Annotated in this window: 15 protein-coding genes; 4 read left to right on the top strand and 11 right to left on the bottom strand. The window is 65.7% G+C overall.

What is annotated here, in order from left to right; all coding sequences use genetic code 11:
- Window positions 1–65: 65 nt before the first annotated feature.
- The 11 genes from J5M73_RS01460 to tagH all read right to left on the bottom strand — a co-directional run bounded on the left by J5M73_RS01460 (window position 66) and on the right by tagH (window position 16,397).
- Entirely contained in the window at window positions 66–1,793 is a 1,728-nt protein-coding gene (locus J5M73_RS01460; RefSeq protein WP_180988546.1) for an SUMF1/EgtB/PvdO family nonheme iron enzyme, read from the bottom strand.
- On the bottom strand, window positions 1,771–2,973 hold the full coding sequence (locus J5M73_RS01455; protein ID WP_102862280.1) for an ABC transporter permease: 1,203 nt from the start codon (window positions 2,971–2,973) through the stop codon (window positions 1,771–1,773). Before J5M73_RS01455 ends, J5M73_RS01460 begins: the two co-directional genes overlap by 23 nt.
- Window positions 2,973–3,689 (bottom strand): ABC transporter ATP-binding protein, encoded by a 717-nt coding sequence (locus J5M73_RS01450; RefSeq protein WP_102862281.1) that lies wholly within the window; start codon window positions 3,687–3,689, stop codon window positions 2,973–2,975. The genes J5M73_RS01455 and J5M73_RS01450 overlap by 1 nt, the downstream gene beginning before the upstream one ends.
- Entirely contained in the window at window positions 3,689–6,802 is a 3,114-nt protein-coding gene (locus tag J5M73_RS01445) for a serine/threonine-protein kinase (protein WP_207814959.1), read from the bottom strand. The genes J5M73_RS01450 and J5M73_RS01445 overlap by 1 nt, the downstream gene beginning before the upstream one ends.
- Window positions 6,803–6,804: 2 nt before the next feature.
- Entirely contained in the window at window positions 6,805–7,539 is a 735-nt protein-coding gene (locus J5M73_RS01440) for a protein phosphatase 2C domain-containing protein (protein ID WP_102862283.1), read from the bottom strand.
- Window positions 7,540–8,193, bottom strand: coding sequence for a type VI secretion system-associated protein TagF (gene tagF, locus J5M73_RS01435; protein ID WP_102862284.1), 654 nt, complete (start codon window positions 8,191–8,193; stop codon window positions 7,540–7,542).
- Window positions 8,190–11,696 carry a type VI secretion system membrane subunit TssM gene (gene tssM / locus J5M73_RS01430; RefSeq protein ID WP_102862285.1) on the bottom strand — a complete coding sequence of 1,169 codons (3,507 nt, stop codon included), beginning with the start codon at window positions 11,694–11,696 and terminating at the stop codon, window positions 8,190–8,192. Before tssM ends, tagF begins: the two co-directional genes overlap by 4 nt.
- Window positions 11,693–13,018, bottom strand: coding sequence for a DotU family type VI secretion system protein (locus J5M73_RS01425; RefSeq protein WP_102862286.1), 1,326 nt, complete (start codon window positions 13,016–13,018; stop codon window positions 11,693–11,695). Before J5M73_RS01425 ends, tssM begins: the two co-directional genes overlap by 4 nt.
- 6 nt (window positions 13,019–13,024) lie before the next feature.
- Window positions 13,025–14,359, bottom strand: coding sequence for a type VI secretion system baseplate subunit TssK (gene tssK, locus J5M73_RS01420; RefSeq protein WP_102862287.1), 1,335 nt, complete (start codon window positions 14,357–14,359; stop codon window positions 13,025–13,027).
- A 15-nt stretch (window positions 14,360–14,374) separates the two neighbouring features.
- A complete protein-coding gene (gene tssJ, locus J5M73_RS01415; protein ID WP_102862288.1) occupies window positions 14,375–14,881 on the bottom strand; it encodes a type VI secretion system lipoprotein TssJ in 507 nt (168 codons plus the stop codon).
- Between the two features lie 64 nt (window positions 14,882–14,945).
- Window positions 14,946–16,397, bottom strand: a complete 1,452-nt coding sequence (gene tagH, locus J5M73_RS01410; protein WP_102862289.1) for a type VI secretion system-associated FHA domain protein TagH — start codon at window positions 16,395–16,397, stop codon at window positions 14,946–14,948.
- A 393-nt stretch (window positions 16,398–16,790) separates the two neighbouring features.
- On the opposite strand from tagH, the gene tssA reads away from it, so the two are divergent.
- The 4 genes from tssA (at window position 16,791) to J5M73_RS01390 (ending at window position 20,524) form a co-directional block, all read left to right on the top strand.
- Window positions 16,791–17,810 (top strand): type VI secretion system protein TssA, encoded by a 1,020-nt coding sequence (gene tssA, locus J5M73_RS01405; protein WP_207814952.1) that lies wholly within the window; start codon window positions 16,791–16,793, stop codon window positions 17,808–17,810.
- Window positions 17,811–17,891: 81 nt separating this feature from the next.
- Window positions 17,892–18,407 (top strand): type VI secretion system contractile sheath small subunit, encoded by a 516-nt coding sequence (gene tssB, locus J5M73_RS01400; RefSeq protein WP_025130792.1) that lies wholly within the window; start codon window positions 17,892–17,894, stop codon window positions 18,405–18,407.
- 16 nt (window positions 18,408–18,423) lie between these two features.
- Window positions 18,424–19,917, top strand: coding sequence for a type VI secretion system contractile sheath large subunit (gene tssC / locus J5M73_RS01395; protein WP_102862291.1), 1,494 nt, complete (start codon window positions 18,424–18,426; stop codon window positions 19,915–19,917).
- A 118-nt stretch (window positions 19,918–20,035) separates the two neighbouring features.
- Window positions 20,036–20,524, top strand: coding sequence for a type VI secretion system tube protein Hcp (locus J5M73_RS01390; protein ID WP_011064257.1), 489 nt, complete (start codon window positions 20,036–20,038; stop codon window positions 20,522–20,524).
- Window positions 20,525–20,683 lie beyond the last annotated feature (159 nt).

Here is a 20,683-nt window from a genome sequence, read left to right as displayed (position 1 = left end):
GTTTGACCAACTCGGTACGACGCCAGGTCGTCCGAGCTCCTCCAGGCTCGACAGACAGCGGCCGGTCATGACTTCTGACCGGTCGATGCGAGCAGTTCCTTCAAAATCGTCGCCGGGTCGGCTCGCCGTTGCTGGCGATAATTCCCGACATGGCGGACGAATAACGTAGCGCGCGTCACCAGGCTCTTGCCGAGCACCGGCTTGCGATTGAGTTCTTCCTTGATCCGTTGAAATTGCGCCTGGATCACCGCGTCGGTGTAACGGGTGCCCGTGGCCAGGTTGTCGATGTAGATCGCCACCGCCCCGTCCAGCGCGCTGCGGCCGTTGTCGATGGCTTCAGCGAACAGCTTGGCGCTGGGTTCGTCCTTGGCATCGATGGCCTGCTGCTGGCTCTTCTTCAGGTTGGTCAGGCGGATGTTGTAGTTATTGATGGTCTCGGCCACCAGGGCCGACGACTGGATCAGGTTGCCCGCCGCCTCCTCGCGCTGCTGGGCGATCAGCGAAACGTTGCGCTTGAGCTCTTCGTTGACCAGCCCCAGCTCCGCCTGCAGACGCGGGTCGACACTGGCGGCGATGATGGCGTCCAGGCGCTTGGTGGGGTCCTGGGCGTCATCGATGGCGTCGGTCAGGGACGCCAGGCGGCCTTCCTTCTGCCACTGGGCGAACAGCTCCTTGTAGCGCGAACGCGGGGCCGACAAGGCGCCGATGGCCACCCGAAAACCCGTGGTTTCATTGCTCTGCTCGGTGCCGTCGGCGCCAAACAGCGGGTACTCGCGGCGCATGCCGGTAAACAGCGTGCCCTCGCCTTCCAGGTAATTGCCGCCCTTGACCACGAAGCCACCGTAGGTGCCCTGGCGCCGTCCGGCGCGCACCAGCTGGAACGACTCCTGGACCATCTCGGCGGCATTGCCGATCACGTCGAACAGGCCGATGGGGTTGGGCAGCTTGGTGCCGATCGGCATCAGCCGCGCCGCCTGACCCGTGCCGCCGGCCACCTGATTGAACACCGCCCAGTCCGCCAGCGGGCCATCGCTCTCGCTGCCCTCCAGGCGCCGTGGAAACAGCCGCCCTTCCAGCTCCTGGCGACTCACCGCCTGACCGCCACGGGCGGCGTATTCCCACTCCACTTCGGTGGGCAGGCGCACAAAGCCCAGGCCGCCGTCTTCGGAGGAGCCGCCGCGGCCGCTGACCGGCAGCAAGTCACGGTGATGCTTCATCAGCCAGGCGCTGTACACCGCCGCGAAACGCTCGGCCTCGAAGCGCGACAGCTTGACCTTGGGCAAACGCCCCTGCATCCCCTCCGAGGCTTCACAGGCCGGGGCCGGCTCGCCGCTGGCCAGGGACTGGGCCTGGGCCATCACCTGGGCATACTGACGAGCGGTGACTTCGTACTTGCCGATGAAATACAGCATCGGCTTGAGAGGCACCCCGGCACCGGTTTTCGGCAAGGCCGGAGCAATGGTCTTGCTCCAGGCACCAGGCAGGTCCTTGAGGGTGAACTGGCCATTGATGTAGTCCCGGCGATAACCGGAGATGAACGATTGCTGGTAGCCGCTCTCACCTTCGCTGAAGGGATAGCCGAGGTTGACCTCACGGTCGTCCAGGGTGCCCTGGGCCAACACGTAGACATAGCGGAACACCATCTCGCCTTCACAGGGCAGCGGCAGACTGACGTCGTCCGGCAAGGGCTTGGGGTTGTCCATCTTGTTACCGGGCTCTTGCGCCCACGCGGCGCCGGCCAGGGTCATGGCCAACACGGTGCCGATCAACTTATACATCGCGAATTCCTTCACAGGCTTCAATGCGCGACACCCGCCAGCCGCCCAGCGCGGCGGCCAGGGTGCTGACGCCCAGCGTCGCCAACAGGGCCAGCCCGTAATGGGCCGGCAGCAAATGACTGGCGTACTCGCCGGGCACCTGCATGAACAAATGATTCAGCCCGGCCTGGGCCAGGCCATACAGAGCGCCACTCAACAACGCAGCGAAACCGGCGCTGTACAGCGCCTGGGCCACCACGAACAACAACAGGGCGCCGGTGGAGAATCCCAGCAGGCGCAGCACCGACAACTCCCGGCGCTTGCGCTCCACCGCCGCCAGGGCCCCGGCGAAGATCGCCGCAAAGGCGCCCGCCAGGGCCAGCCCGGCGATCACCCAGAAGACAATGGACAGGTTGCGACTCAAGGACTGCACCTGGGCGATGGTCTGGGCCTGGGTCGCCACCAACAGGCCACGCTCGGCGAAATAGCGGCGCAAGGGTTCGACGTCATCCAGGCTGCGGGCATACAGGCGAAAGGCCGGGTAGACCCGCTGCGCGGACGCGGCCGGCGCTTCGCCGAGCCAGCCCAGGGCCGCCACGGCACGGCCGTCGCGGTAGTCCTCGGCGGCCTCCAGCAAGGCCAGAGGGGCGAACAGGGCATCCCGGGCAAAGGCTTCCAGGGGCAATACACCCTCCACCTGGACCCGGGTCCGCTGCACTTCGCTGCGCCCTGCCACCTGCCGGCCGAAGCTTGCCTGCAGCCAATCTCCAGGCTGTACGCCAAGCTTCTCGGCGGCGGTACGACTCAGGAGCACGCCACTCATGTTCCGCGGCACCGGCAAACGCCCGAGCAAGGGGTCCGAGACAGCGGTCGGCAACATTTCCACGGTCAGTCCGATATCCCCCGTGCCCCGGGACAAGTCCGCCGTCGCGGCAATCTGCCGGGTGCGCGGCAAGGCAAAGGCGACGTCCGGACGCTGGCCCAGTTCAGCAATGAAGCTGGCGCTGAAACGTCCACCGCCCAGGGGAATGATCTCGCGTACCGCCGGGTCCTTTTCCAGGCGCTCGGTGAGGCTGCTCACCAGCCCGAACTTGAGCCCGAACAGCACCAGCAACGGCGCAATCACTGCCACCAGGGCCAGCACCGAACAGGCCGACAACCAGGTATCGGCGCGGTAGTCCTGCCAGGCCAGGGCAGCGGTCAGGGACGCACGCATCAGCAGGCCTCCCCCAGCGTCGCGGTGACTCCGCCGTCGGCATCGCGCTGGCAGGCAATGCGCCGCACCTGCAAGCCGTTGGCCCGGGCCAGCACCTCATCGTGGGTGGCGATCACGCAGCACAGCCGCTGATCCCGCGCCTGTTGCACCAACAGTTGCATCACCCGCTGAGCGTTCAAGGGGTCCAGGGCCGCGGTCGGCTCATCCGCCAGCAGCACCTGCGGGCCATGGGCCAAGGCCCGGGCACAACTGACCCGCTGACGCTGGCCCACCGACAGGGCGGCGGGTTTCTTGTGCAGTTGATCAGCGATTTCCAGGCGTTCGGCCAAACGCCGAGGAATGCCCTCGTCCGCCAGCCCCAGCAACTGCCGGGGCAGGCTGATATTGCTGCGCACATCAAGAAACCCCAGCAGACCGCCAGTCTGCAGCACATAACCCAGGTGCTGGCTGCGCAACTGCGCCAGGGCGCTGTGACCAGTGCCGCGCCAGATGCCGGCAATGTCGATGGGGTCATTGGCCGGCGCGAATTCAAAGCGCGCCGCCGAGTCCGGAGCCAGCACCAGCGCCAGCAGATCGAGCAGCGTGCTCTTGCCGCAGCCGCTGGGGCCGACCACCGCCAGTTGATCGCCCGCGCGCAATTGCAGCCTGGGGATCACCAGGCTGTAGCGCTGGCGACCCTCGCCGCGACTCTTGCGCACCTCTGCCAGATCGAGCATCACGGCAGCGTCGACAACGGAACGCGGTACAGGGCATCACCCGGCTCGGCATCGCCGAAGCGCACCCAGTTGGCCAGGTCGTTGTGGAAGGTCTCGTAGAGACGGATCTTCGAATCCAGCTCGTCGATGAAATCTTCCTGCTCGGCCACGCTCAGGGAGAGCCACAGGTCCTGGGTCATGTTCAGCGACTTGCTGCGGTACGGCAGCCCTTCCAGGTATTCCCCCAGCACGCCGCCGTCGGCCAGGTTGCCGCCCTTGCGCAGGGCCGAGGGGTCGCGGCTCATGTAGGCGCTGGCGCTGGCGATTTCCTGGAAGAAATCCTTGGGCGAAGTCTGGGTCTTGCGTGCCGCATCGACAATCAGCTTCAGCGACTGCTGCAAGTCGTTGAGCTGCAGCTTGGTCAGCATCACGCAGACCTGGAACGCCGGCAGCGCCGGGTTGGTCAGGTCGCGGTCGGCGGTCCAGGCGCTGACCAGCTGCGGCGCCTGACTCGCGGATTTGCGACCGAGGAAATCCATGTGCATGGCGTAGCCGATGGCCGCCGACTTCTGCGCGATGCTCGGCGCCGCCGCCAGCTGCGGGACGTCCTGGTTCTGGTTGCTGCGCACCTGATGCACCAGGTCAGCGAACACCGTGCCGATCTCGTCGACCTGCTCGCCGAACTTGCGCACATCGCCGCCGGGCACCGGAATGTACAGGTCGCCGATCTTCGGGTTGGCGTCGGCGGTCAGTACCCGGTACTGGGTTTCCGCCTGGGCGTGGTTTTTCTTGCCGGCATCGGTGCGCAGGTGCAGGGCATAGATCTTGATCTGCTTGCCCAAAGCCGCCTGGCGCACTTCCGCTTCGTTCATCTGGGTACGGCTGTAAGGATCGTTCTTGCGCAGGGCCCCGGCATCACTGACCAGCAGGATCAGGCGTCCGCCGTAGCCCTTCCAGTCCATGCCTTCCACGGCCTGCATCACCCCGGCAAAGGCGTCTTCGTTGAACGAGTGGCTGGAGACACTGGTGGCCTTGACCTGGCTCACCAGCTCCTGGAAACGCTGCGGGTCGCGACCCTGATCCAGGGTCACCAGGGTCCTGGTCACGTACTCCAGGCCCGGGGTCTTGCTGGTGTTGTTGCGAAACCCCACCAGGCCGAAGCTGACACTGTCCAGCTCGCCACGCTCGGCGATCTTGCTCTGCAGCTCGTGCACCACGTCGCGCACCTGATCGATGTACGGCTGCATCGACACCGAGGTGTCCACCACCAGCACCACTGCCGTGCGGAAGGCATCGGCGGCGGCCGGCGGGCTGTTCGCCGGCAGGCGCTGGCCACTGCTGTCGCTGATGCTCTGCGGGCTGTTGCCCGGGTCGATCGAGGCGACATTGAGCAACTGCACCGGCTGGCCGCTCTCGTCGAAGCTCTCCTTGGAATCGAAGATCGGCAGCAGGTAGAACTGCTCCTGGGGCACCGCGCTGGCATTGGGTTCCAGGGCCAGCACCTGCTGCTCGTCCTGAGGATTCTTCTGCGCCCTGAGCAGCAGGTTCTTGGCCGCCGCCGGGTCCGCCAGCAAACGCTCCAGTTCGCTGGCCTGACGCACGAACATCACCGGTGCACGACCGGAACGCTCGGTGAACTTCAGCACCAGGCTCTGCTTCCAGTCGCTGACCTGCTCGGCCGGCAGCCAGCCGGCGCTGCGCCCGTCACTGGCGGCGCCCAGGCGCAGCCAGGAGCGGCCGTCGAGGTTCTTGCGCTGGTACACGTAAAGCACCGAGAACGCCGGCACCGACTTGTCCGGCGTGGCCCCCGGCTCGCTGGAAAAGCTCGCCCCCGGCTTGCTCAGCACCCGCTGGAACAGGGTCTTCTTGCCCGGCATGAGCAACGGTCGCTGGCCGCCATCGACATCCGCTGCCAGTGGCTGCTCCACCGGCGGCGCCACCACGGCAGGCGGGGTGCTGACCGTCGAAGCGGTCTTGGGCGCAGGCGCCGGGCTGTCACCGGACAGCCACCAATAACCAGCGCCGGCCACCGCCAGGGCGACGGCCACGGCGACGCCGGCCAGGGCCAGCACCGGGCCACGGTGCTGTTCGGAAGCCCCACTGCCGGCTGGTGGCAGATTGGAGGTGCGCGGCGGCGCCGCTGGCTCCTTGGGCGGCTCGCGGCGCGGCGCCGGTTGTGGCGCAGGCGCCTGCCGGGGAATCTCGATCGACACCGGGGTCAACCCGGCCAGGTCGTGGCTCTGAGTTACAGGCTGAGTTACAGGCTGAGGTACAGGCTGAGGTGCAGCCTGAGGCGGCAGCGGCAACGGCTGGATCAGCGTCGCCTCGACCTCGGTCGCCTCAGGCGGCAGGTTGTCCAGGGCCGTCAGCAAGGCCGCCGCATCCGGATAACGTTCCGCCGGGTCCTTGGCCAGCAGCTTGCGCAGGATGTGCTGGTAGCGCCCGTGGTGCAGCGGCAGCTCCGGCAAGGGCTCGGTGAGGTGGGCCAGGGCCGTGGACAGCGCGTCGGTGCCGTTGTAAGGCAACTCGCCGACGAGAATTTCATACAGCACCACGCCCAGGGCATAGAGGTCGGCGCGCCCGTCGATGTCCTGGCCACGGGCCTGTTCCGGGCTCATGTAGCTCGGCGTGCCCACGGCAAAACCGGCCTGGGTGAACTGGGTACGGTCATCCAGGGACTTGGCGATGCCGAAGTCCGAAAGCACCGCCGTGCCGTCGGCGCGGAACAGGATGTTGGCCGGCTTCACATCACGGTGCACCAACCCCTGGGCGTGGGCATAACCCAGGGCCGAAGCGATCTGGCGGATGTAGGCCAGGCCCTGCTCCGGGGTCAGCCCGGCGGCAATGCGCTCTTTGAGGGTGCCGTTGGGCAGGTACTCCATGGCCATGTAGTACAGCTCGCCGACATTGCCGATGTCGTGGATGGTCACGGTGTGCGGATGGGACAGGCGCGCCAGGGTCTTGCCCTCGCGCAAAAAGCGCTCGCAGAAGCTCGGGTCGGCGGCCAGCGCCGCGGCCATCACCTTGAGCGCCACCTTGCGCTCAAGCGAACGCTGGGTCGCCAGGTACACGGTGGCCATGGCGCCTTCGCCAATCTCGCCCTGGATGTCAAAGCCGGGAATCAGAATGTCCATGGTCACTGTCCTGCGGCCTTGATCACGATGGCGGTGATGTTGTCCGGCGCACCCCGGGTCAGGCCCAGGTGAATCAGGCTGCGCACCACGTCGTTGGGCTCGCTGTGGCTGAGCACATCGCGCAGCTCGAAGTCTTCGGCGGTCTTGTTCAAGCCGTCGCTGCACAGCAGGAAGGTGTCGCCGTCCTCCACCTGCAGGTCGACCTGGGACAGCTCCAACTGGGCTTCGACGCCAATGGCCCGGGTGACGATATTGGCCCGGGGGTGCACCCGCGCCTCGGCTTCGCTGAGCAGGCCGCTGTCCTGCAGGTCCTGAACGTAGCTGTGATCCCTGGAAATGCTTTCCAGTTGCTCGTCCCGCAGCCGGTACAGGCGACTGTCGCCGGCCCACAGGCACACCGCCCGAGCACCGCGCACCGCCAGCAGGACCACGGTGCTGCCCATCATGGTCACCCCGCGATTGGCGGTTTCCTCGCGCACGGCAGCATTCACCGCCGCCAGGCCATTGCGCAGCGCGGCGACGTAATGGTCGAGGCTATCGACCGGCGCAATGCCGCGCAGGCTATCGACAATCAGGCTGCTGACGTAATCCCCGGCAGCGTGCCCGCCCATGCCGTCGGCCACCAGCCAGAGGCCGGCTTCCGGGGCTTCGAGCCAGGCGTCTTCATTGATTTTCCGCACCATGCCGACATGGCTGTAGCTGGCGGACTGGTAGGACAGTTGTGGCGCTGAACCCATTTAGACGGCACCTTCTTGTCCGAGCAAAAATTGCGCAAAATCGCTGGCCGGCGGCAGCCCCTGGCAACGCAGGAGCATCGGGCTGATGGACGGCGAACCCCGGCCCCACCAGGCGCTCGACCCTTCACTGCCCTGGGTCGCGAGGACCGCGCCACGGGACTGTGGATCGCTGACATAAAACCGCTGCAGGCCGGCGAAATGGCTGCATTCGGCGCGAGTCGCCGGGCTCGGCGCTCCCAGGGCCTGCAACCCGTCCTCCAGGGCTTCGAAACTGGCGTCCTGGTCCAGGGTCGCCAGCAGCAGCTCTTCCACCTGTTCGAACCACAGCTGCGGACCACTCACCAGGGAGGCCACATCGCTTTCAGGCGCCAGCAAGGCGGCCACGGTCAGGGGGAAGTAACGCCCGACCCGGTCGATGCTCGGCATCACCACGCCCACCGCCGCCTGGGGCCCACAGACTCCCGGGGCCAGGGCAAAACGCCACAGCGGGCTGACCAGGTAGGCGTTCAGCCACTGCTCGCCCAGGGCGTTCTGGCTGGCCAGCAACCCCGCCGCCAGCCAACTGTCCCAAGGGCCGATGAAACTCTGCGGCAAGCCACGGCTGACAAAATCGCCGCGGCTGGCCAACTTGCCGTACAGGCCGACCACCGTCATAGCCGCTCCGGCAGGCTGAAGCCGCTGAGCACCCGGCTCTTGAACGGGTTGAAGGCACTGCTGGCCCGCAGTTCGTAAGAGATGCTCGCGCCATCCACCCGCAGCCGCAGGTTGAAGCGGTCCGGCGAGTTGGTGGCGGTCAGGTCCGATTGCTCCAGCAAACGGAACCAGGCCCAGGGACCGTCCAGGGTGATCCCGGAGCGCCCAGTGGCCGATGGCGGCATGATCGACAGGCGCACCACGCCGATGCTCCCCGGGTTCGGCCATTGCATGGCCACCGGCCGGCTCGGACCGTGGTCGTAGCTCAGTTGCTGGCCATCCAGGTCGAGCAGGAACTGGCTGATGTTGGCGTCCATGGCCACCGGCTTGAGCTCGAAACGCACCGCCGGCTGGGTCCCGCCACTGGAGCGGAAGAACGCATCGCGGATGTTCGAGGCGCGCTGGAAGGTTTGCAGCACGCCGGGGGAAATGCCCAGCTTCTGCGCCGCGCCCGGCTGCCAGCTCCAGGTGGTGGTCGAGGTGTTGACGTAAGGCTGCAGGTACTTGCGGAAGTAGTTGTCCATCACCCCGCCGGTGCCGAAGAACTGGCCGAAGTCTTCCAGGGTCGCGTCCCGCGAGCTGCCCGGCGACATCGGATAACGCCCGCTCAGGGACTGGCGATAAACGTTCACCACCTCGCTGACCCAGGCCGCATTCAGTTGGTTGCGCACCCCGCCCATCATGGTGTTGGTGGTGGAACTGACCACCGATTTCACCAGCCCCTGGACCACCGGCGGCTGGCGCTCGGCGGTCAGGCTGACCCGCGCCGCCGCGGCACTGGCCTGGTTCTTGGCCTCGCCCAGCAGGGCATCGCCGCTGGCCCCGACCATGGCACTGACCTGCACGTACAGGGCATTCATGTCCGCCAGCAGGCCGTCGATGGCCGCCGGCTCGCCTTCGCCCTTGCTCACCAGGCTGTTGAGCTCGGCAAAGTGCGCGCTTACCGGGTCTTCGCTGCTGGCCACGGCCGCCGGATTGCCTGCCTGTTCCTGGCCCAGCAGGGAACCCAGGCGCTGCTTGAGTTGATCCACACCGCCCTCGACCTTCTGGCCCTGGGCCGCCAACAGGCGTTCTTCCTGTTGCAGATCGGTTTCCTTGGCCACCGCCACCAGCAGCTTCTTCAGCGGCGAGGTGGGCCCGGAGAGAATCCGCAGCACGTCGGCGGCCTGTGCCACGCTGGTGATCGGCACGAAGTCGATGTCCGCCAGCAAGGCGTCCCACTGGCGCAGGTAGTCCTGGAAGTACAGGCGGCGCACGTCGGCGGCGAGGCTGGCGACGTTCTGCTGGTCGGCCTGATCGCGGCCCAGTACCCACTGCTCTTCGGCCAGGGTGCCGGCCTGGTTGAGACTGGCCAGGAGGAAGCCTTCGCGGTAGCCCTTGGCGGTGAACAGCCCGCTCAGGGGTTCGCTCAACGGCTTGCCGCTCTTGCGGGTGAACACCAGCGCCGCGTCACGGCCACCGGCTTCGCTGAGACGGAAGTCCGGCACACCGTCCGGCAGCTTGGCGCGCTTGACCCGGTCATACACGCGCTGGGCCACCGGCAGCTGTTGCAGCTGGCGGCGCAGGTCGTCGATCAGGCGCTGGTCCAGCCGCGCATTGGGTGGATGTTTTTCGAACAGCGCCTGCAGGTGGCCGGTCAGGGCCTGGCGCTGCTCGGGCGGCAGGTCGCGGGCCAGGGTGCGGTCCCAATCCAGGGTGATCCAGGCCTTGATGAAGTCCGGATCGTAGTGCTCGCTGTCCGCCAGCATCAGGTAGGCCTTGAGCCCCTCGTAGAGGAAGTCCGAGTTGCCGCCGCTGTGCAGCTGCTCCTCGATGCGGGTCATCAGCCGTGGGGCGAACACCGCCACCAGCAGCTTGCGATAGACGCTGGCGGCCTCGGCCTCGAGCATGTCGCCCTGATACAGGCCCAGGCCTTCGGCCCAGCCCGGGGCATCGCCGGCCAGGTTGCGCGTGGCGTTGAGCAGCGGCAGCACCGCCAGCACATCGCGCTGGGCCGGGCTGAGGCTTTGCACGTCCTGACGCACCGGGCCGACCCGCTGGTCGACCTGGGCGATATAGGCCTGGTTGGCCCGGTAGCTGATGATCCACAGGGTGCTGACCACCAGCACCAGGGCCACGGTGGCCGCCAGGGCGCCCCGGGCGATCCATTTGCGCCGCCGCTCGACCTTGGGGTTGACCCCCACCAGCCCGCGCTCGGCAAAGGCCACCGCGCTGAACAGTTTCTCGATGAAGTAGCTGCGCCCGGTACCGGTCTGCCGCGCCAGGTGCTGGCGGTCCAGATTCATGCTCTGGGCCATGGCGCCGATCAGGCGGTCGATGGGGCTGCCTTCCTGGGTGCCGCTGGTGAAATACACCCCGCGCAGCAGCACGCGCTCTTCGAAGGCATTGGGTTTGAACACGCCTTCGAGGAAGCCCTGCAAGGACTCCTTGAGCGCCGCGAATTGCTGCGGGAAGCCGTAGATCAGGTCGCGCCGGGCCGGATCGCGTTCCTGTTGCAGGCGCTCCACCAGGCGTTCGTTGAGGCGCTGTTCCAGGGCCGCCAGCTCCGCCGGCAACTGGGCCAGGGGGCTGTCGCCGCTCTTGCCGTCGTCCAGGGCGAAGGTCATGCCCCAGACCTGGGCCCGCTCTTCCTTGCTCAGGGAATCGAAGAACTCCATGAAACCCGGCACCAGATCGAGCTTGGTGAGCATCAGATAGATGGGGAAGCGCACTCCCAGCTGGGTGTACAGCTCCTGGATACGCAGGCGAATCGCCGCCGCATGCGCCGCCCGCTCGGCTTCGCTGCTGAGCAGCAGGTCGGAGAGGCTGATGGCGACGAAGGCGCCATCGATGGGCCGCCGCGAACGCTGGGTTTTCAGCAGGTCGAGAAAGCCCAGCCAGGCCGCCTTGTCCACCGCGGCATGGCTGTCCTGGGTGGTGTAGCGCCCAGCGGTGTCCAGCAATACCGCCTGGTCGGTGAACCACCAGTCGCAGTTGCGGGTGCCGCCGACGCCGCGCACGGCACCGGCACCCAGCTGCGCGGCCAGGGGAAAATGCAGGCCGGAATTGACCAGCGCGGTGGTCTTGCCCGAGCCCGGTGGCCCGATGATCACGTACCACGGCAGCTCGTAGAGGTTGCGCCGCTCGTCACCGCCGAGCTTGGCCTTCTTCAACAGCGCCAGGGCTTCGTCCATGCGCTGGCGCAGGGCCGCCAGTTCCTCGGCGGTGGCCACGCTGTCCGGGTCCGGCGGGGTATCGGCGGCCAGGCTTTGCAGGACTTTGGCCGCGTGCCGGCGGGCCTGGATGATGCGAAACACCCGGTAGCCGATCCACACCGCGAAAATGACAATGATCAGCGCCCAACGCCGCCCTTCCGGCACCAGGAACTCCAGCAGCGGGCCAATGAACCAGATGATCAGGCTCAGGGCGATCAGCCCCAGCAGTGGAATCACCCAGCGCGTCACAAAACTGAAAAACGCCTTCACTCGACTCCCTCCGCCAATACGCTGATTTCTACCCGACGATTGCGCGCCCGCCCTTCAGCGGTGGCATTGGTTGCCAACGGCTCGGTATCGCTGCGGCCTTCGGCGCTGAAGCGCTCCGGCTGGCCGGTCTTCGCTGCGAGAATCTGCAACACCGATTCGGCGCGGGCCTGGGACAGCTTCCAGTTGGACGGGAAGCGCAAGGTGGCGATCGGGCGGTTGTCGCTGTGGCCGGTGATGCGCACCTGGCCCTTGACCTTGCGCACCGCGTCGGCGATGCGCAGCATCAGCGGCTGATAGTCGTCGAGGATGCTGGCGCTGGCCGAGGCGAACAGCTCGTCGCCACGGATGGTCACCACCGAACGGTCGACGGCGTCTTCCACCGCCACCCGCCCGGCCTTGATGTCCTCGGCAAGAAAGCCCGCCAGGCGCGGACGCTCGACAATCTTGGGCTGGATCACTGGGCGGTCCAGGGTCTGCACCGGGATCTCGCCCAGGGCATGGATGTTCTTGAACACCGGCTCAGCGTCCGCCGCCAGCTTCAGGCGCAGGCCGAACAGCAGCGCCAGGAGCAGGGCCACACCGATGGCGATACCGACCCAGGGCGGCATGAACTGGGCCAGCCGGTCACGGGCCACGCTGACCCCGCGCCAATGCGGCGAGAGCTCGCGCTCGTGCTCGCCGCGGGCACTGCGGATGATCGCCGCAGTGCGCTCGCGCAGCGCTTCGAGCTGGCTGCGACCGTCGATCATCACCCGGTAGCGGCCTTCGAAACCCAGGCACATGCACAGGTACAGCAGCTCCAGCAGGTACAGGCGCTCGCGGGGGCTTTGCAGGCAGTGCTCCAGCAACTGGAAGACCTTCTCGCCGCCCCAGGCTTCGTTGTGCACGGTGATCAGCAGGCTCTGCTTGCCCCAGTCGCTGGTGCTGCCCCAGGGGGTGCTGAGCACCGCTTCATCCAGGGCAGTGCACAGCGCATAGCGGGCCAGCAGCACATCGTTGCGCGGCACGCCAGCGGCCTCGGCCCGCTCCTCGAACTGGCGCAGGTAGGCCAGCAGTTGCGCCCGCAGGCTGGCCGGGGCCGGATGGGCCAGGGTGTTGCGCAGCCGGGTGAGCAAGGCCAGGAGCGGGCCGGCAGCACTCTCCAGGGGGTTCAGGCCCTGGGCCTGGCCGGCCGGCAGCGGTGCCGCCGGCATGGCCAGGGACGGCGCTGGCGCCGGAGCCGGACGCCCGGGCTCGGGCGCACGGCCACCGGGGCGCGGCATGAATTGGGTGCGGTCATTGGCCGGGGACGGCTGCCCTGCCGAATCGTCGAAAGGATGCATCGCGACTTATCCTCGAATGGCCCAGAAGGCCAGGTTCAAGCCCGGGAATTCCCCGGCGACGTGGAACGCGAAGCCGCCGGAATGAACCAGCTGCTTCCAGTGCTCGCTGCCACGGTCGAGCTCGTAGTAGGTGGAGCCGGCGTGATACGGCAACTGCCGTGGCGCCACCGGCAGCGGCAACAGGCCGATGCCCGGCAACTGCAGGTTGACCAGATCGCGGATGTGCTCCACCGAGCCCACTTTGCTCTGCTGGGCAAAGCGCCCGCGCAGGGTCTCGCCGGGCACGTCGGCGCGCACCACCAGGATGAAGCTGGCGCTCTCCAGCAGGGTGCGGTCGGCCAGCATCGCCACATGCACGCCATAGGCTTTCTCGACGATCGGGATCGGCGTCGCCTTGCTGTCGATCAGCATCGACAGGGCCTCGCGCAAAGCCTGCATCACCGGGGCAAAACTCAGGGCCAGCTCATCGTGCTGGTACTGCGGGTACTCGGCGGGACGTCGAGCGCTGTTGGAGAAGGTCGAGAATTCACCGGCCAGGCTCACCAGCTCGCTGTACAGGCGCTCGGGGTGCAGCGGGCTGATCTGGTTCAGGTGGCTGACCAGCGGTTGGGCGCGGTTGACCAGTTGCAGCAGCATGAAGTCGGCGATTTCCGAAGCGCCTCCGGCCCCCGAAGCCACCACCCGTCCGGCCAGGGCTTCGCCCCGCTGGTGCAGCAGGCCCAGCAGCTCGCTGCGAAAGGCGCTCAAGGGCTTGGACGCGGCCACATCCAGCAGCGGCGGGATGTAGCTGTCATCCAGCACCAGGGCACGGTCGGCGCGCTTTTCCTTGACCCGCACCACACCGATGGCGGCGTAGTCGCTGAGGCCGTCCGCCGCGGTCAGCAGGCGCAAGGCCCGGGAACCCACCGCCACCGGCGCACGGTTTTCAAAGGGGGCGTTGTCGTCCCGCACCTCGCGCACCTGGCTCAGGTAGCGGGCAGCGCCCAGTTCCTCGCCTTCGTCCACGGTATCCCGGGCGCCAGCGCGCTTGAGCGGCAGCGCCAGGTACACCAGGCCATCGCGCAGGCTGTCGTCGATGCTCAGCGGGCTCGGCGCCAGGTCGTCATGGGGAATGTTGAACGGTGTGCCGTCGGGCAACAGGCCGCGGGCGCTGACAATGGCCAGCTTGCCCTGGGCCAGCAGGCCCTGATCGATACGCAGCTCGGAGAATCCCCAGGCCCCCGCCGACAGCGGACGGCTGCGGGCATCGATGAGGTTTTCCAGGTAACGGTCATGCTGCTGGAAGTGCTGGGTTCCAATGAACATGCCTTCCGACCAGACCACGCGATTGTTCCAGGACATGGTTGCTCCGATTGCCTATTGGGCAGGGCTGGATGGGGGGGCCACGAGCTCGGCGCTGATCGCGCGGACATCGAGGACGATCTGATACTGATTGTTCAGGCGCTGCGCCGTGTTGACCCCGACTCGCCACAGGGCCTGGTCCACTTCGCGATAGCCCACCAACAGGCCGACCTGACGGGTGGCCGGGTCCAGGGTGCGCTTGAGGGTGAACTGGTCGCCGGGCTTGACCAGCACTTCATCCTGGTCGATGAGGTCCGGGCCCAGGGTGGCCGGGGCCCGCTCCGCCAGGGCGAAGTAGTCGGCGCGCATGAAGGTGGCCGGGTTCTTGAGTTCGAAGATCCGCACCCGCACCGGGGTGCTCAGGCCGTCAGGGCCCGGGTTGAGCCCGGCCACGGCCTGGAAACGCAGCTCCACGGTGGTGGCGCCAGGTTCGTCCTTGGCCGGCTCGGCGGGCGTTGGTGCGTCCTTGGCACAGGCTGCCAGTACCAGCATGGCGACCAATGTCAGTAATCGTTGAATCATCCTGCGTCCTCAATGACGTGTCAGCTGTCCGTGTATCCGTGTGTTCGGGGGGTTCCAGGCGCGCTCAGGAACGGCGCAGCCGGTGGGTATGCTCTTCGTAGGCGCGACTGAATTCACGACCGAAAAGGTCCTGGAAATCGTCCTGGGCTTCTTGGGAAATCTGTTTGTAGAGCGCCGTGAACTGCTGCCAGTTCTGCGCCTGCCGCGAACCGCTGAACAGGTTGCCCAGGCCACCGGGACGGGCCATGCGGGCTTCCAGCTCAGTGGGTTCGAAGCGCCCCAGCAGGTGTTTGATCGCGGCTTCCACGCCGGCCATGACGGCCAGCTGGTGAGCCCGCAAATCGTCGAAGCTCTCCTGCACCGCCTGGTCCGGGGCCATGAACGCCTGGTTGCTGTGGCGCAACAGCAGGAGCATGGCTTCGTCCACGTTAGGGGCGAACTTCAGCGGGTTGTTTTCCACCGGGCGGATCATGGTCTGCTGCATGCGGAACTCGCCCTTGAGGCTGCTGCGGGCACGCAACACATCGATCAGGCCTTCCACCATCAAGCGGTAGCTGCGCCCCAGGCTTTCCATCTGCGCCTGGGCCTGCTGCGGGTCGATGCGCAGTTGGTCCAGCCCGGCGCCCCGCAGGAAGGCTTGCAACAGGTCGGTGTGTGGCTCCGGCTCGGCCGCTGGCGAAACAGGAGCCGCAGGGGCGACAGGGGCAACGGGCACCACGGCTGCGACCTCGATCGGTTGCGGCTGCGGTGGTACTGCACTGAACTCAGCGACGCTGGCAAAGGGGTCCGGGACAACAGGCGGCGCTGCCACTGGCGCTGCGCTCGCCACCGGAGCCGGTCGGGCCGGTGTTTCGCCGAACAGGTCCCAGTCCTCCGGAATCACCGCCGCGCCCTGGGGCGCAGCCGGCTGAGGCGCAGCTACGGGCTGAGGCACGGTGGTGGGGGTCGGCGGGCGAAAGTCGTGCTGCTCGGCGGGCACATGATCGGGCTGAGTGGCCGGAGGCGTGGCGCTCGGAGTCAGGAAATCGAACAGGTCAGGAAAGGTGTCCTGGGCAGAAGCCCCCTGAAAATGCGCCACCGGCGCCATGGCAATCGGCTCGATCGGCGTGGGAGGCGACGAGTGGCGCCCCATCAGCGCTTCGAAACTGTTGGAGCTGTCCCCGGAAAAGGCCTCAACCTGGGCACGATTGAGACTGAAATCGATCCGCGCACTGATTTCATAATCGCCAATGCGAATAACCTCGCCATCTTCCAATGGCTCACTGCTACCCCGGCGCATACGAATACCGGCACGGACTAACTCCACACCATTAGTACTGTTATCGGTCAAATAATAACGGCCATCCTTGTATTGGATGACACAATGTCGCGCTGAAACTAAGCGCTCGGGATCAGGAAGTACCCAGTCATTATCGGAACTGCGGCCAATTGCCATCATTCCCTGATCCATTAGTTTCTCAGGGCATTGACCAGGGGTGATCTTGTGATAACTAGTGATAGTCAAACACAGCGACATTGCGCCTCCTTGCTGTACTTCCGCGTGCGAACCGGCGGCGGGGAAAAAGTTCCGTAAAAAAAAGAAAAACCCGCAAAAAATCCTTTAAACAGCACCGTTCACAGCATGATCGCTCAACTTAAACTACACAGATGACAAAAGCCTTTCGTCCCGCCCCAATCTGACTCGCCGGTCAAGGAACTAAGTAAGTCGACATAACAGTGTCATGCGGGGCGAATAGCTTACCTTGACAAGCCACAACTACTACACCAAAAATGCACAACTTCTTGAACACGGATGATGGCTCACTAGTATCAATGAGTCCATGTTAACCAAGAAATGTGCGCGAGTTCACAAACAACTAGTGCATTAATTGCCTGACTGTCCTGCAGGCTGATAGGGAGATCGAACCAGGTGGATGTACCGATGTTGCTCGCCGCTATTTCAGCAACTTCGCCTTGTGGCGAAGACCTGGAATATGACGCGGATTTCTTGCACTTGGAGCGGGCCGCACAAGGCCAGCCCGAGCGCAGCATGGGCGACTCGATCCTGCCGGCCGAGCCGCCGGACTGGCGCAGCGTCCAGCAACAGAGCCTGGACTTGCTGGCCCGCAGCAAAGACCTGCGCATCACCCATTTCCTCCTGCAAAGTACCCTGGCCCTTGAAGGCCTGCCGGGCCTGGCCACCAGTCTCGACCTGATCAACGGTTTGCTCCGTGATTACTGGGCCGAGCTGCACCCGCGCCTGGACGCCGAAGACGACAACGACCCCACGGTGCGGATCAATGCCCTGGCCGGCCTGGCCGCAGACTCCACTATCGGCCTGTTGCGCGAAGCCATCCTCACCCGTTCCCGGACCTTCGGCCCGGTGAGCGTGCGCGCGGCACTGAACGCCGCCGGCCTGCAGCACTTCTCGGGCGAAAGCCTGGGTTCCGATCACTTGGCCGGGGCCCTGCAAGACAGCGACCCAGAGCACCTGGAAGCCATTCGCCACGCCTTGAGCAGCGCTCGCTCGGCGGCCGAATCCATCGAAAAGCAGGTCAGCGAACAAGTGGGTTCCGCCAGCGGCGTTGACCTCAGCGCCCTCAAGCAGCCCCTGCGCCTGGCGCTGCAGGTGCTAAGCCTGCACGCCCCGCAAACCAGCGAAAGCCCGGCCGATGAGCCCGCCGAAGCCCCCGCGAACGAGGCCGGCAACGCGCCCGTGGCGCCAGCCGCAACGCGGATTTCCGGCGAGATCAACAGCCGTGAGGACGTGCTACGCAGCCTTGACCGGCTTCTGGCCTACTACAGCCGTCACGAGCCTTCGAGCCCGCTGCCGGTGCTGCTCAACCGAGCCAAGAATCTGGTCAACGCCGATTTCGCGGCCATCGTGCGCAATCTGATCCCCGATGGCATGTCCCAATTTGAAAACCTGCGCGGCCCCGAATCCGACTAACCCCGGTACGGCCGAACAGTATCGTCAGCGGCAATCACCGACCGACGCCAACACCGTCGCAACAGCGACCAGGAGCACAACGTGGCGAAGCAAAGTTCTCAAAAGTTCATCGCGCGCAACCGCGCGCCCCGGGTGCAGATCGAGTACGACGTCGAACTCTACGGCGCCGAGAAAAAGGTCCAGCTGCCCTTCGTCATGGGCGTGATGGCTGACCTGGCCGGCAAGCCTGCAGAGCCTCTGGCGGCGGTGGCCGATCGCAAGTTCCTGGAAATCGACGTCGACAACTTCGACTCGCGCCTCAAGGCCATGCAGCCACGGGTCGCGTTCCACGTGCCCAACGAACTGACCGGCGAAGGCAACCTGAGCCTGGACATCACCTTCGAGAGCATGGACGACTTCAGCCCCGCCGCGGTGGCACGCAAGGTCGACTCCCTGAACCAGCTGCTGGAGGCCCGTACCCAACTGGCCAACCTGCTGACCTACATGGACGGCAAGACCGGCGCTGAAGAAATCATCATGAAAGCCATCAAGGATCCGGCGTTGCTCCAGGCCCTGGCGAGTGCGCCAAAACCTGTGGACTCCGAGCCGAACGCGTAAATCAGGACCAACGATCATGACCGAATTGATGCGTGACAATCAGGCCCAACCCGGCGCCACCGAGCAGGCCAGCGAATTCGCTTCGCTGCTGCTGCAGGAATTCAAACCCAAGACCGAGCGCGCTCGCGAAGCCGTGGAAACCGCCGTGCGGACCCTGGCCGAACAGGCCCTGGCGCAGACCGACCTGGTGTCCAACGACGCCATCAAGTCGATCGAATCGATCATCGCCGCCATCGACGCCAAGCTCACCGCCCAGGTCAACCAGGTGATCCATCACCCGGAATTCCAGAAACTGGAAAGCGCCTGGCGTGGCCTGCACTACCTGGTCAACAACACCGAGAGCGACGAGCAGCTGAAGATCCGCGTGCTCAACATCTCCAAGCCGGAGCTGCACAAGACCCTGAAGAAATTCAAGGGCACGGCCTGGGACCAGAGCCCGCTGTTCAAGAAGATGTACGAAGAGGAATACGGCCAGTTCGGCGGCGAGCCTTACGGCTGCCTGGTGGGCGACTACTACTTCGACCAGTCGCCACCGGATGTCGAGCTCTTGGGCGAGCTGTCGAAAGTCTGCGCCGCCATGCACTCGCCGTTCATCGCCGCGGCTTCGCCGACCGTGATGGGCATGGGTTCGTGGCAGGAACTGTCCAACCCGCGCGATCTGACCAAGATCTTCACCACCCCGGAATACGCCGGCTGGCGTTCGCTGCGTGAGTCGGAAGACTCGCGCTACATCGGCCTGACCATGCCGCGCTTCCTGGCGCGCCTGCCGTACGGCGCCAAGACCGACCCGGTGGAAGCCTTCGCCTTCGAAGAAAACACCGACGGCGCCGACAGCTCCAAGTACACCTGGGCCAACGCGGCCTACGCCATGGCGGTGAACATCAACCGTTCGTTCAAGCATTTCGGCTGGTGCTCGCGGATTCGCGGCGTGGAATCCGGTGGCGAGGTGGAAAACCTCCCGGCCCACACCTTCCCCACCGACGACGGTGGCGTGGACATGAAGTGCCCGACCGAGATCGCCATCTCCGACCGCCGTGAAGCGGAACTGGCGAAGAACGGTTTCATGCCGCTGCTGCACAAGAAGAACACCGACTTCGCTGCCTTCATCGGCGCCCAGTCGCTGCAGAAGCCCGCCGAGTACGACGACCCGGACGCCACCGCCAACGCCAACCTGGCCGCGCGCCTGCCGTACCTGTTCGCCACCTGCCGCTTCGCCCATTACCTGAAGTGCATCGTGCGCGACAAGATCGGCTCCTTCAAAGAGAAGGACGAGATGCAGCGCTGGCTGCAGGACTGGATCCTCAACTACGTCGACGGTGATCCGGCGCACTCCACCGAAACCACCAAGGCCCAGCACCCACTGGCCGCGGCGGAAGTGGTGGTCGAGGAAGTCGAAGGCAACCCGGGCTACTACAACTCGAAGTTCTTCCTGCGCCCGCACTACCAGCTCGAAGGGCTGACCGTGTCGTTGCGCCTGGTATCCAAACTGCCGTCCGCCAAGGGCGCCTGACCCATAACCGACTCAAACCTGTCGCCGTCGCCACAAGCCGCGCAAGGTCCCCAGGGCCTCGCGCAGCGGCGCCAGACGCTGAATCAACATCGTGGCAAGTGCCACACAGGGAGAAAACATGGCTGTTGATATTTTCATCAAGATCGGTGACATCAAGGGCGAGTCCATGGACAAAGCCCACAAAGACGAAATCGACGTGCTGAACTGGAGCTGGGGCATGTCCCAGTCCGGCAACATGCACGTGGGTGGCGGCGGCGGTGCGGGCAAGGTGAACATCCAGGACCTGTCGCTGACCAAGTACGTCGACAAGGCCTCGCCGAACCTGATGATGCATTGCTCCAGCGGCAAGCACATCGACAAGGTGCGCCTGACCGTGCGCAAGGCCGGCGGCGAAAGCCAGGTCGAGTACATGATTATCGACCTGGAAGAAGTGCTGATCACCTCGCTGAGCACCGGCGGCTCGGGCAGCGATGACCGCCTGACCGAAAACATCACCCTGAACTTCGCTCAGGTGATGGTCGAGTACCAGCCGCAGAAAGCCGACGGCACCAAGGACGGCGGCCCGATCAAGTACGGCTGGAACATCCGCTCGAACACCAAGCGCTGATCCGCTGCGGTCGCGCCGCGGCGGCGAAAGATCCGGGCCATGCTGCATGCTTGGCCCGGGTTGCGAGGACGTTGTCCTCGTTCGCAGCCTGCGGCAGCGGCTACAGGGGTGTGCGCCTGTGCCCCTTTTCGTGACGTCATGCCTGCGCAATCCGATCCT

Origin of the sequence: Pseudomonas sp. 50_B, from assembly GCF_017491625.1 — a bacterium.
In the GTDB taxonomy this organism is placed as follows: Bacteria; Pseudomonadota; Gammaproteobacteria; order Pseudomonadales; family Pseudomonadaceae; genus Aquipseudomonas; species Aquipseudomonas danubii.
This window is presented reverse-complemented; position numbering and strand designations above follow the sequence as displayed.